The following is a 13,098-nucleotide window of genomic DNA, read 5'->3' on the forward strand; positions in this document are numbered from 1 at the left end:
CTTTCTTGTATAATTTATTAGTTTTCATATTTCAATTATACCAAAAAAATGTACGATTCCTCGTACATTTTTGCGTTTTTTACTACTTTTTTTCTCTATAAGTCGTTACAGCCCCTTAGTGGGTTTATCTTTATAAATATTATACCATAGATATAAATATTTTCATATTTTGAATTAGTATTTTATTACGATAAAAAGTAGTCATTAATAAAAAAACTCCTTGATTAATGATTATTTTACTTGAATATAAGGTAAAAAATAAGATATTGAGTAATTTTGGCGCGTTTTAATTTATTTCACTTTAAGCGCTTACACTAGAGTGCTAAAATAAAAACAAGGAGGAAAGTTATGTTAAAAGAATATAGGTTTGAAGAAATAGAATTGGCAGATGATATTGAGGAATGTTTAGAAAATGCTAAGCTAGAGTTATCTAGAAAACAAATGTTATTAAAAGAAAAGAAATTGCCAGTAGTTGTTTTATTTGAAGGCTGGGGTGCTTCTGGAATTGGGACGACTTTAGGTAAGGTTATTCAAAACATGGATCCCCGTTTTTATACTGTTGAAACAATGAATAAAATTAGTGAGGATGAGACTCGAAAACCATTTTTATATCGTCACTTTATACGAATTCCAGAAAATGGAATGGCAACATTTTATGATCATGGCTGGATGAATGATATTGTAAAACAGTATATTTATCAAGATATTTCTAGAAAAGAATATGTTGCAAGAGTTCAAAGTGTCAATAATTTTGAACGAACATTAGTAGATAATGGTTATTTAGTAATTAAATTCTTCTTCAACATTTCTAAAGAAGAACAAGCTAAAAGAATGAAACGATTATTAAAGCATAAAAATACTAAATGGCGTATTAGTGATGATGATATTTGGCAAAATAAACATTATGATGAATATTTGAATCTATATAATGATTACATGAATCAAACTAATCCAGCTTATGCACCATGGTATGTTATTGATGCTACTAATAAAAAATTAGCGCAATTGCAAGTATTAGAAACTTTAATGAGTTGTATTCAAAATCGTTTAGATCACGAAAAGAAAGATGCCTTGATCATTGATAATATTTATCCACTAAGGGAAACAATTAATCTTAATGAATGTGATTTAAGTTTAACAATCGATGAAGAAACATATCGTAAAGAATTAAAAAAATGTCGTAAAAAACTTAGAAAATTACATAATATTATTTATCGTAAAAAAATACCGGTTATTATTGCTTATGAAGGTTGGGACGCTGCTGGAAAAGGTGGTAATATAAAAAGAGTTACTTCTGGATTAGATCCACGGGGTTATACGGTATATCCAATAGCTGCTCCTGATAAAAGTGAAATTAATCGACATTATCTTTGGCGTTTTTATAAACGCCTTCCAAAAGACGGTCATGTGGCTATTTATGATCGGACCTGGTATGGTCGGGTAATGGTTGAGCGGCTGGAAGGATTCTGTAGTGAAAATGATTGGCAAAGAGCTTATAATGAAATGAATGAATTTGAAAAAGAATTGTCTGATTGGGGTGCAGTAGTAATTAAATTCTGGGTACAAATTGATAAAGATACGCAATTAGCAAGATTTACAGAACGTCAAAATACACCAGAAAAACAATGGAAAATTACTGATGAAGATTGGCGTAATCGTGAAAAATGGGATTTATATGAAAATGCGGTTACTGAGATGTTACAAAAAACTAATACTGAATTTGCACCATGGTTTGTATTAGAGTCTAATGATAAAAAGTATGCTCGTATTAAAGCAATGAAAATAGTCATTGATGAAATTGAAAAGAAAATTAAAGATATTGATTAAAAGCTAACGTAATAGTTAGCTTTTAATGATTGTTATTTTTTTATCAAAAAAATAATTACAAGATGAAGTATTTATGATAATAAATTACAAATAAATTAAAATTGCTTGATAATAAATAATCCCTTACTAAAATAATTAGTAGCAAGCGGAGGAAGAAAAGATGAGTAAATTAGATAATATTAAAGCAATTATGTGTGATGTAGATGGCACATTATTAAATAATGAAGGTATTGTAAGTCCAATGACTGTAGAAGCAATAAAAAAAGCTCGTGACAAAGGAATTTTATTTGGTTTAAGTACTGGTAGAGATGTTCACAGTGTTAAAACACTTTTAAAGACATGGGGAATTGCAGGCTTAGTAGATACTATAGTTGGTACTGGTGGAAGTGAAATCTATGATTATCAATTAAATGTTGAAAAATCAAGCTATCCTCTTGATGGTGAATTAATCAAAGATATTATGCGTCATTATGAAGGCATGGATTTAAATTTCGCTATTCCAGATCAAGGAATATTATTTTCACCTAAAGATGATGAATATATTCGTAAATTAGCAAAAGATGATCGAGTTGATTATCAAGTAGTTGATTTTGATGAGTTTTTAAGCAAACCACGTGCTAAATTAATAATAATTTGTAAACCAGAGTATATGGATACTGTTATTGAAAAAAGTAAATCTTTTTCAAATCCAAATTATAAATCAGCTTCATTAAAAACAGCTAGTATTTTATATGAATATATGGATCCACGAGTATCTAAAACTAATGGTTTAAAAGAAGTTATGAAATTACACGGTATATCTATGGCTGATTTATGTTCATTTGGTGATGCTGATAATGACTATGATATGACTTTAAACGCTGGTGTTGGTGTTGTCATGGAAAATGGTAGTGACAAAACTAAGAGTGTTGCTGATTATATTTGTGATGATAATGATAGTGATGGAATTGGTAAATTTATCGAAGAGTATATTTTATAAAAAATTTTAAAATATTATAATTAGTTTAAAAAGATAAAAACAGAAATTCGTTTGAATTTCTGTTTTTTGATTATCAAATTTAAAAAGTGTTAGTAATAGAAATTTTTTAGCTATTTAAAATGCCACTAGATATTATTTCATCAACTAAAATAGCCAATTTGTGTGGCTGAATATTAAAACTGCTATTATACCACATGTCGCAAACTCCTAAAAATCCAGAAGTAATAAATTTAAAATATATTTCATAAATTTCATCATCATTAATTTTAAATTCTTTTTTCCATGTATCGAAACAATAGATTTTTACAATTTCAATCAATTTAGATGAAAAAGAAATATCACCATGTTCACCAATTAATACCATAGTTAAATCACGATTTTCATAAATATATGAAAACAGTGGGTCTAAAAGATCCAAAGGACGATTTAATTTACAATCATTTAAAATTTTATGAAGATCTTCAATTATTTCATTTTCAAGACATTCAATCATATCATAAATATCTTTGTAATGCAGATAAAAAGTACCGCGATTTAAATCACATAAATCAGTAAGTTCTTTAACTGAAATTTGATTTATAGGCTTTTTTTTAAGTAAAGTAATTAAATTATTAGTTCAATTCAATTGGGGGCTACAGTTGATTACGCTATTGCTTTTTCAGATCGATATTTAAATACTCGTAAAAAGCGCTCTAAAATATCAGCATTAGATCATGCTATTAGATATTCGACTTTACCTATTTTAACGAGTGGATCAATTTTAACAATTGTAGGTTTTATATTGGGAAAAATTTCTACTCATGGAATATTAGCTGAGTTAGGAATCTTATTGTATCGAGGAACGTTATTTAGTTTGATGTTTGTTTTACTAGCGTTACCTGGTTTTTTAACTTTATTTGATCGCTGGATTTTGAAATTTAGGTTTTCTAAAAATAGAAAGGAAGTTATTAATGATGAAAATAAGTAATAAAATATTGGTTTTAGGGCTTTGTAGCGTAGTTGCTGGTAATTGTATTATTCCGATTCAAGGAATTGAACCTTCAAGTCCTAAAGAAGAAGTTATTTATGCAAATTTAAATCAGGATGGTACTGTTGATGAAAGTTATGTAGTTAATATCGTTTATCCTCAAAATAATAAATTAATTGATTATGGAAATTATAGTCAGGTAAAAAATTTGAGTAGTACTGATAAATTGGTTTATAAAAATAATCAGGTTAAGGCAACTACTGATGAAGAAAAATTATCTTATCAAGGATATTTGGAAGATCCAAGTTTACCATGGAACTTTAAAATTAGTTATTATTTAAATGGTAAAAAAATAGCGGGCAATAAGGTTGCTGGTTGTAAAGGAAAATTAACTATAAGAATCGAAATTACTGAAAATGAAGATGTTAATGAAGTGTATTTTAATAATTATGCTTTACAAATAACAGCTAGTTTAAACAGCAATAATTGTAAAAATATTATTGCAAATGGGGCAATGATTGCTAATGCTGGTGATAATAAACAAATTACTTATACACTTTTACCTGGTAATAGTGAAACATTAGAAATTACTAGTGATGTAACAGATTTTGAAATGGGCGGAATTTCTATTAACGGAATTCGTTTAAATTTAGCGATAGATAAAAGTAATATTAATACTAGCTTGATAGATAATAAAATTGGAGAAGTACAAAGTGCTGTTAATCAATTAGATAGTGGGGCTAATGATCTAAATATTGGTGCTTTATCGTTAGATCAAGGAAGTAACGATTTAGTAAATGGCATTAATCAAATTAAAACAGCCTTAGTTACTTTGAATCAACAGTCTGATAAATTAACAAGTGGTTCAAAAGAAGTACAAGAAGCATTATCTATAATCGATAGTACATTACAAAAAATAGATATTGATGCTACAAAAATAAATCAATTAATTGATAGCACCAATCAAATTCAAACAGGTATTAGCACTTTAGTAGCCTCTTTAAATTCAATGAATCAGGCGATCGAACAATATAAAAATGCAACTGGTGGATCAATTAGTTCAGTTTATAATCAAAGTGAAGAAATGATTGCTAAGTTGGAGTCGTTAATTGCTACCGATCCAGCCAATAGTGAATTTTATAGTCAATTAATTATTTTATTAAAGGCAGGAGCTGAAAGTGAAAAAATTTTAGAGCAATTTAATAACCAGTTAAGTCCGGACATTTCAGGGAACACTGTCATTAATGGTGCTTTGATGTTAGAAGAAAACTATCGATTATTTAATCAAGAGATAATTAATTTAGCAAATGAATTAACAACGATCTTAGAGAACATGGATCAACTTAAAACAGGAATTAGTACCCTGGCTGCTAACTATGGTAATTTAAATAATGGTTTTAATAACTACACTAATGCTTTAAATCAGATTGTAGAGGGCTATGAACAAATATATACAGAATCTTTAACGCTTGCTAATGGTACTAGTGATTTGTATCAAGGAACACAAGAATTAGTTAAAGGAACAACGGAATTCAAAAATCAGACTAATGATATTGACTCTATGGTTGATGATTCTATAAGTGAAATGTTAAGTGAATTTAGTAATGATGATTACCAGGTTGTATCTTATGTTTCTTCTAATAACAGTACTGTTTATGATATTCAGTTTGTTATTACAACACCAGCAATTGAAAAAAGGTAGAAAAGAAGCAAACAGTTAAAGTAGAGAAAGAAAAATCTATTTTAGAAAAATTTTTAGAATTCTTTGGGTTTTAAAGTTGTATAGTTAATAATGATTTAAAATGATACGATTCAAATTAGTAAACAATAATGTTTATTAAAGAGAATCGTATTTTTAATATTTCTATAATTAAATAAAGATAATGCAACTTTACCTATTAATTTAAATAAGATAAAATTAGGTGAGGAAGGTGATTTTATGCAAATTACAGAATATTTTCCTAATTTTTATATTATAGATGATGGACATGTACGTGAATTTTTGATTATAGGATCAACTGAAGCTTTATTAATCGATACTGGTTTTGGAAATACTGATCTTAAATCTAAAATTCAAAAGATAACTAACTTGCCAGTAAAAGTTGTTCTTAGCCATGGTGATAAAGACCATAGCGGTGGTTTAAAACAATTTGATGAATGTTATGTTCATAAAAATGACTTACTTCTAATTGATGGTAATATAAAAGTTAAAGAAATCAATGAAGGTGATATTTTAGAAGCTGGTGAGTATAAATTTGAAGTTATTGAAATTCCTGGACATAGTTATGGCAGTATTGCTTTTTTAGATCGTAATAAAAAACTGCTTTTACCAGGTGATAGTGTTCAAACTGGGCCGATATACATGTTTGGTCAACATCGAAATTTAGATTTATATCTTCAAAGTTTAGAAAAATTATTAACTTATCAAGATGATATTACAACGATTATACCAAGCCATCATCATTATCCATTAACTAAAGAATATATAAATTATTGTTTAGAAGATGGACACTTATTAAAAGAAAAGCAAATAAAAGGAATAAAACATCAGACTTTACCATGTTACGAATATACTGGTAAACATGTTTCCTTTTATTATTAAATGATTAGAAGGAGGAATTTTAAAATGTTAGAAGTGGGAAGTCAAGCACCTGATTTTACATTATTAAATCAAAATGGTGAAGAAATAAGTTTAAGTCAATTCAAAGGAAAAAAAGTTATTTTATATTTTTATAGTAAAGATAATACACCTGGATGTACTAAGCAGGCTTGTAATTATGCCCAAAATTATCCTGCGATAGAAGAAAATGGGGCAGTAGTAATTGGAATAAGCAAGGATAGTGTTAGTGCTCATAGTAAATTTGCTCAAAAATATCAATTACCATTTATTATTTTATCTGATCCTGAAACAAAAGTATTACAAGCATATGATGTTTGGAAACTAAAAAAAATGTATGGACGTGAATTTATGGGTGTAGTAAGAACTACATATTTAATTGATGAAGAAGGGAAAATTATTAAAGCGTTTGGAAAGGTAAAAGCAGCCAGCGATGGCGATAAAATGTTAGAAGAATTAACTAATAGCAAGTAGTTTAAATTGACTCTTTTTTTAATAATAGTATTATGCTATATTACTGATTATAAAAGGAGGTTTTTATGATTAAATTAATTGCAACTGATATGGATGGAACTTTTTTAGATTCTAATAAACAGTTTGATCCAGAATTCATTGATATATTTTATAAATTAAAAGAAAAAGGAATTAAATTTGTTATTGCTAGTGGTAATCAATATTTCCGTTTATATCAAAAGTTTTTACCATTAAGTGAACAAATGTATTTTATAGCTGAAAATGGTTGTTTTATTGCAGAAGGTTCTCGTGAATTGTATCATAATACATTATCAGTTGATTGTTTAAAAAAAATAAAAAATATTTTAAAAGAATATCCTCAATTACCAGTTATTATGTGTGGACGTAAAGGAGCTTACATTTTAGAAAAAGATAGAGATTTTGAAAATATTGTTAAAATGCATTATTGTAACTATCAATTTGTAGCTTCATATGATGAAATAGATGATGAGATTATGAAAATATCTATTAATGATCCTGAAGGTAAAATTGAAGAAAAATTAGCTTTAATTGAACCATTGCTTCCTGAAGAAGTAAAGATAGTTACTGCAGGAAATGTCTGGATGGATATTCATAATAAAGAAATCAACAAAGGAATTGGGATGCGTTTTTTACAAGCTATTTATGAAATAGAACCAGATGAATGTATGGCATTTGGAGATCAAATGAATGATTATGAATTATTACAGCAAGTTAAATATGGCTATGCAATGGAAAATGCAGTTGATCCAATTAAAGAAATTGCTTATGGATTAACTGCTTCAAATGATGAACAAGGTGTCTTATTGAAAATTAAAGAAGTATTAGACCTAACATAATTGTTAGGTCTTTTATATATCATTTCATATTAATAATATGTTTAATTTTCTCGATATTTTTTAGATAATGTGATACCTAATCCAGCTAACATCATTGTTGCTACTAGTGGCATAAAATAGATATCATCACCTGTTTTAACGCTAGTTACAGTATTGTCAACTGGTTTTGTTTCTGTTGCTGGTTTAGTAGTGTCTGTACTTCCATCAGGTGTTCCACCAGGAATTGTATTAACATCACCAAGGAATAAAATATGAGCTAACAATAGTGAGCTTTGATATGTAAATTCACCATTGTTGATAGTTGTTTTTAAATTATTTAGTGTTGTTGATAAAAGATTTAGATATCTTTGTGAATGAACATTAGTTTTTTGCAATTCTGCTTCAGCTATTGTGATTATTTTATTATAATCGTTATCAGGACTAAGTACTAAATCATCAAAAGCATTTATTAACGCAATATATGCATCTAATATTTCTTCGTTTGTAGCATTTGGGTCGTTATAAATAGCTTTGATTTCAGCCATTATATTATCAAATGTGGCTTTTGATTCAGCAGTATAGCTAAAAAAACTCAATGAATATTCATAAGATGTAATTTCATAAAGAAGTCTTTCTTTATCCATTTTTTCATCTAATTGATAGGCTGATACTTCAGCTAAAATTTTAGCAAGACGATCAATTTCGTCGCGATTATTTGAATCCATAACATTCATCAAATTATCATAAGCTTCTTGTAACTTTGCTAAAGATTCAACAGTATAAACTGCTGTCATTTTTAATTCTAATTCTGCTTCTGTAATTAAGTCTTCTATTTGAGAATCTGGTAAATAGCGGTCATAGTTATTAACAGCATTATTAAGACGATGATATGCGTTATCTACTTCTTCTTGAGTTACATTTGGATTATTGTATACTGTGTTAGCGTTTTCTAATGCATCTTTAATTTCTTGTTTTTGATACATTGGATAACCTTCTTGGGCTAATAGAGCATCATAATCATATTGATTAATAATTCTTTCTAAATTACTTTTATCTACTGTGTTTAGCTGTATGCTTTCATTGTTGTTTTCCTCAACAGCCATTGCAGGAACAATGTAGGCTGTTGATAAGGAAAATGTAACTGCTAAAGTCATAGTTAATTTAAATAATTTTGTTTTCATTTTTCCCCTCCTGATTTGATATTCGATTGTGAAATGATATATAAATAATTATATCATGATTATAACTGCATAATCTGTTGCTTAAATATACATTTTATTACATTAAGATATTGATAATTTAATCGAAATAGCAAAAAAACAGCATATCTGCTGTTTTAAAGTCGGAGTGAGAACCTATAGTTATTTAAAATTATCATTTTAGTTTGTTGAACTTATAATTTTTATGTCACGTTTTAAATATATTTTAATCAATTATAAACATATGATGATAATTTATTATTTGATAAAACAAAATATAATACTTTTTGAAAAATTATCTTTTATTAATAACTAAAGAAAGCTTACCAATGATTCTAAAGCCAGCTTCATTTTCTTGATTAATTACAATTGGTGAATAATCTGGATTTGCTGGTTGTAAAATGATGCAACGATTTTTGTTGTCACGATAAAACTTTTTACAGGTTGCAACATTATCATCAATAGTAAAGCAACCAATATCACCATTTCTTAAAGTGTTGATCTTTTCAAAAACAATTAAATCACCGGGATTAATATTTTCATCAATCATACTATCACCATTTGCATATTGACAAAAATATTCTTTTTGAGGTGATAGTAATGATTCAGGAAGTGAAATATATTCATCAATATTATCATCAACAAACATCCCAGTTCCACAACTGACATCATTATATAAGGGCACAACGATTGAATCAGATATTACTGGTTGATTGCTTTCTTCAAAGCCTAAAAAATAAGAGGGCGAAACATCAAATATTTCAGATAATTTTTGAATTGTATCTTTTTTGAGGTTGGAAACTCGATTGTTTTCATATTTAGCAATGGCTGATTTTTTAACACCAAGCAGGTTACCAAGCTGTTCTTGAGTTAACCCTTTTTCTTTTCGTAATTTTTTGATTCTTTCACCAGTCATACTGTTACCTCCTTGTGTCTTAATTTTACTATTTTTTAATTGATTAAGCAATAGATATTTATAAAGTGTCTTAAAAAGATATTTTTTATTGACAAAGTCGAAAAATGACGATATATTAAAAGTGTCTAATAAAGACACAAATAAAATATAATTAATAATAAAGATGAATAAATAGATACTTTTTTATTGGGAGGTAAAGGATATGAATAAAAAAGAAGTTAATTTTAGTGGTAGAGGTATTATTACAATTGTTAGTGGAATTGTTATTTTAGGTTCAACAATTGCAGGATTAAGCGGATATTTATTGGATTTAATCATGTTATAATTCACATACTATATATGAGGTGATGTGATTTTGATAAAAAAGGATTCTAAAGTTAAGAATCAAGATGAACTTGATTATGAAAATCATATTGTAGAATATGATAAACAATACTTGGACAATTCAAATGCTCAAGAGTAAAAATCAGCAATAGCTGATTTTTTTAATAATTAATAAGTTTTATAATTATTATATATTAGGAGGTAAAAAATGATCAATTTTCGATATGCTACAATTAGTGATTTAGATTTTTTAGTTGAACTTAGAATTCGTGATTTAAAAATGTTTTCAAATCAAAATATCAACCAAGATACAATTAATAATATTAAAAAATTTTATCAAAATGGTATAAAAAGCCAGACTTGTTTTACATTATTAGGATTTGATAATGATAATTTTGTCGCATCTGGAACTTTGTATCTGTATAATATAATGCCATCAAATGAAAATCTTTTAGGTAGAGTAGGACAGTTAACCAATATTTGGGTAAAAGAGGAATATCGTCATCAAGGGATAGCCACAAAAGTTGTAAAAGAACTAATTGCATTAAAGAAAGATGAGTGCGGCATGGTTTGCTTAAATTCGTCTCATGAAGCTAAAGCGTTATATCAAAAAATAGGGTTTAAAACAAAAGAAAATTACATGGTAATGACGCTTTAGAATTTTTATCTAAATTATAGGCGAGTTTCTAAGATGGTTTGTAAACGTTTACACGATATATTATAATAAATATATAAATTTCTATTATATGTGGGGTGATGATATGGATGAATTTTTGCAAGAAATTAATGCAACAGTATATATCAAATGGATATTGTTGCAAAACGGTAAGGATGGTTTAGTGATAAAAGCCGATCTTCATGATAATAATACAATTATCATTGAAAATGATGTAGTAACTGGGAAGATTATTTTTTATGGTAATGCTATTTTTGAAGAAGAATTAACCGATCGTCAAACTAACGATAAGATTTTTTATTTACATTTTCAATTGACTTATTTAAATCATGCGGTGGAATTATTTAAAGAAATGATAAATTGTGCTAAAGAAGTAACCAATCGGCCATCAGTACAAGTACTTTTATGTTGTAGTGGTGGATTAACGACAACTTTGTTTGCTTACCGTATGCAAGAATTAGCTAAACTTGAAAATTTGCCGTATGAAATAGAAGCTACTGGTTATTCACGTTTATTTGAAATAGCTAATGAGTATGACATTATTTTACTAGCACCTCAAGTAGGTTATATGTTACCTCAAGCTAAAAGGAGGTTACCATGTAAGGAAGTCTTAGTAATTCCGGCAAAAGTGTTTGCGACAAATGATTTTTCAGGAGCTTTAAAATTAGTTTCTAACTGGTATCAAAATAAGGAGGAAATGCCAAATGAACATGAGTGATACTAAAACTTTGAGGCAAAAAAACCGCGATAAAATTTTAGCAGCTTTTATGGAACATGAATTATGTACTAAAAATCAGCTTGCCTTAGCAACCGGCTTAAGTTTGGCAACAGTAAGTAGTATTTTAAACGAATTATTAAAAAGTAGTGAAGTATTGTTTGAAGATATGGAAAATCCTATAAGTAAAGAAATCATGCCATATTATTATTTAAATAATGATTTTTCAAGATTTTTATCAATTTCAATCAATAAAGAATATCGTCGCGTCCATTTAATATATCGAGTTTATAATTTATCTGATGAAGTTATTTACAGTGATGAAGTAATTAAAAAAATTGTTAAAATTAATGACATTTATGATATTATTAATATTGTTAATTCAAAATTTGATAATATTAAAGTTATTGGAGTAAGTGTACCGGGAATAATTAATGATGGTAAAGTAACTTCTACGGGATTGATTAATTTTAATGATATAGAATTATATTCTTTATTAAAAAATAAATATAGTCAAAAAATTGTTTTAGGCAATGATGTAAATACTGCAGCAATTGGTTTTTATTTAACTGAAAAAAACTATGAAAATGTATGTTTGCTGTATCAACCTGGAGAAGGATATGGTGGTGTAGGAACTGTAATAAATGGTCAATTAATAACCGGTAAAACTAATTGTGCTGGTGAGATTCAATATTTGCCATTAAGCAATGAAGATCAATTAAAATTATTACAAACTCCTCATGGTACCATTGAATTATTAAGCAAGATAGTTGTTTGTTTAACGGCAATAGTTAATCCTGAAATTGTTGCTATTAGTTGTACTAATTTAGAAAAAGCCAGTGATCTTGATGAGACGCTTGAATCTATGGTGCCAGCTAAGTATTTACCAAAAATAAAAAAAGTAACCAATTTAAATGATTATATCTTAGTAGGGTTACAATTTATTTGTAAAGAAGTGTTAAAAAATAATTTTATTAATAAAAAATAACTTAATATTACAAGTATCTTTGAAAAAAGGTACTTTTTCTGTTTATAATAGAAAGAGGTGGTAATATGTTAGAGAAAGATATTGAATTATTGATTATGTGTTTAAAAGAGTATATTAAAGATATTGATGGTGAAAAGTTTAAAGAGATTTTTTTAGGATATGTAGAGTATATGGCTCGAAATTATGGTCAGGATTGTATTCTTGATGAATATGATATGATGATGAATATGGTAAATAATTTTGTTGAAAAACATCAGCTTGACCTTAATACACTAACACCGTTTAAACGTAATGTTTTATATCATTGGATTAGAGATAATTATGATGAAAAAGATATTTTGGATTTATATTATTTTAATGAAGAAATTAATGCTTTAGAATGTTTTATTGATACTGTAAATAGTAAGTATCAATAAGGGGTTGCAAAAATAGTTTAATTTGTTATTATTATATTGAAATGAGGTGAAAGGATGTATAAATTTTCTTGCTAAAAAATTTAATCAACAGTGTTTTGTACTGTTTTTGCATGCAAGAAAATATATCCTTTAATATTATTTATATCTTTAATACGATTTTTTGT

Annotated in this window: 15 protein-coding genes; 12 read left to right on the forward strand and 3 right to left on the reverse strand. The window is 27.3% G+C overall.

Going from position 1 to position 13,098, the window contains the following annotated elements; genetic code table 11:
* The first annotated feature begins 348 nt into the window (after window positions 1-348).
* Complete coding sequence (gene pap, locus B5E92_RS10765) at window positions 349-1,827, forward strand: polyphosphate:AMP phosphotransferase (protein WP_087302037.1); 1,479 nt, start codon at window positions 349-351, stop codon at window positions 1,825-1,827.
* A gap of 160 nt (window positions 1,828-1,987) precedes the next feature.
* Window positions 1,988-2,806: a Cof-type HAD-IIB family hydrolase gene (locus B5E92_RS10770; RefSeq protein WP_087302039.1), complete on the forward strand. Its 819-nt coding sequence runs from the start codon at window positions 1,988-1,990 to the stop codon at window positions 2,804-2,806.
* A 106-nt stretch (window positions 2,807-2,912) separates the two neighbouring features.
* On the opposite strand, the gene B5E92_RS10775 is transcribed toward B5E92_RS10770, so the two are convergent.
* A complete protein-coding gene (locus B5E92_RS10775; protein ID WP_087302040.1) occupies window positions 2,913-3,299 on the reverse strand; it encodes a TetR-like C-terminal domain-containing protein in 387 nt (128 codons plus the stop codon).
* A gap of 132 nt (window positions 3,300-3,431) precedes the next feature.
* Between B5E92_RS10775 and B5E92_RS10780 the strand changes: the two genes are divergently transcribed.
* The 5 genes from B5E92_RS10780 to B5E92_RS10800 all read left to right on the forward strand — a co-directional run bounded on the left by B5E92_RS10780 (window position 3,432) and on the right by B5E92_RS10800 (window position 7,721).
* Window positions 3,432-3,773, forward strand: a complete 342-nt coding sequence (locus B5E92_RS10780) for an MMPL family transporter (protein WP_087302042.1) — start codon at window positions 3,432-3,434, stop codon at window positions 3,771-3,773.
* Window positions 3,757-5,475 (forward strand): hypothetical protein, encoded by a 1,719-nt coding sequence (locus tag B5E92_RS10785; RefSeq protein ID WP_087302044.1) that lies wholly within the window; start codon window positions 3,757-3,759, stop codon window positions 5,473-5,475. The genes B5E92_RS10780 and B5E92_RS10785 overlap by 17 nt, the downstream gene beginning before the upstream one ends.
* 237 nt (window positions 5,476-5,712) lie before the next feature.
* The gene (locus B5E92_RS10790; RefSeq protein ID WP_087302046.1) at window positions 5,713-6,375 is read left to right on the forward strand and encodes an MBL fold metallo-hydrolase; all 663 of its coding nucleotides are present in this window, start codon (window positions 5,713-5,715) and stop codon (window positions 6,373-6,375) included.
* A gap of 24 nt (window positions 6,376-6,399) precedes the next feature.
* Window positions 6,400-6,864: a thioredoxin-dependent thiol peroxidase gene (gene bcp, locus B5E92_RS10795; protein WP_087302049.1), complete on the forward strand. Its 465-nt coding sequence runs from the start codon at window positions 6,400-6,402 to the stop codon at window positions 6,862-6,864.
* 65 nt (window positions 6,865-6,929) lie between these two features.
* Entirely contained in the window at window positions 6,930-7,721 is a 792-nt protein-coding gene (locus tag B5E92_RS10800) for an HAD family hydrolase (RefSeq protein ID WP_087302051.1), read from the forward strand.
* 41 nt (window positions 7,722-7,762) lie between these two features.
* Here the strand turns inward: B5E92_RS10800 and B5E92_RS10805 are convergent, their stop codons facing one another.
* Together B5E92_RS10805 and B5E92_RS10810 are read right to left on the reverse strand one after the other, a co-directional pair.
* Window positions 7,763-8,881 carry an FIVAR domain-containing protein gene (locus B5E92_RS10805; RefSeq protein WP_087302053.1) on the reverse strand — a complete coding sequence of 373 codons (1,119 nt, stop codon included), beginning with the start codon at window positions 8,879-8,881 and terminating at the stop codon, window positions 7,763-7,765.
* Between the two features lie 313 nt (window positions 8,882-9,194).
* Window positions 9,195-9,815 (reverse strand): LexA family transcriptional regulator, encoded by a 621-nt coding sequence (locus B5E92_RS10810; protein ID WP_087302055.1) that lies wholly within the window; start codon window positions 9,813-9,815, stop codon window positions 9,195-9,197.
* 202 nt (window positions 9,816-10,017) lie between these two features.
* Here B5E92_RS10810 and B5E92_RS15920 point away from each other — a divergent pair, with 202 nt between their 5' ends.
* From B5E92_RS15920 to B5E92_RS10830, 5 genes are all read left to right on the forward strand, one after another.
* Window positions 10,018-10,140, forward strand: a complete 123-nt coding sequence (locus B5E92_RS15920; RefSeq protein WP_255375594.1) for a hypothetical protein — start codon at window positions 10,018-10,020, stop codon at window positions 10,138-10,140.
* A 207-nt stretch (window positions 10,141-10,347) separates the two neighbouring features.
* On the forward strand, window positions 10,348-10,797 hold the full coding sequence (locus B5E92_RS10815) for a GNAT family N-acetyltransferase (RefSeq protein ID WP_087302057.1): 450 nt from the start codon (window positions 10,348-10,350) through the stop codon (window positions 10,795-10,797).
* Window positions 10,798-10,900: 103 nt separating this feature from the next.
* The gene (locus tag B5E92_RS10820; protein WP_087302059.1) at window positions 10,901-11,533 is read left to right on the forward strand and encodes a PTS sugar transporter subunit IIB; all 633 of its coding nucleotides are present in this window, start codon (window positions 10,901-10,903) and stop codon (window positions 11,531-11,533) included.
* Window positions 11,520-12,518 (forward strand): ROK family transcriptional regulator, encoded by a 999-nt coding sequence (locus B5E92_RS10825; RefSeq protein ID WP_087302061.1) that lies wholly within the window; start codon window positions 11,520-11,522, stop codon window positions 12,516-12,518. Before B5E92_RS10820 ends, B5E92_RS10825 begins: the two co-directional genes overlap by 14 nt.
* 65 nt (window positions 12,519-12,583) lie before the next feature.
* Window positions 12,584-12,934, forward strand: coding sequence for a hypothetical protein (locus tag B5E92_RS10830; protein ID WP_087302062.1), 351 nt, complete (start codon window positions 12,584-12,586; stop codon window positions 12,932-12,934).
* Window positions 12,935-13,098 lie beyond the last annotated feature (164 nt).

Source organism: Erysipelatoclostridium sp. An15, assembly GCF_002160675.1.
Taxonomy (GTDB): domain Bacteria; phylum Bacillota_I; class Bacilli_A; order Erysipelotrichales; family Coprobacillaceae; genus Thomasclavelia; species Thomasclavelia merdavium.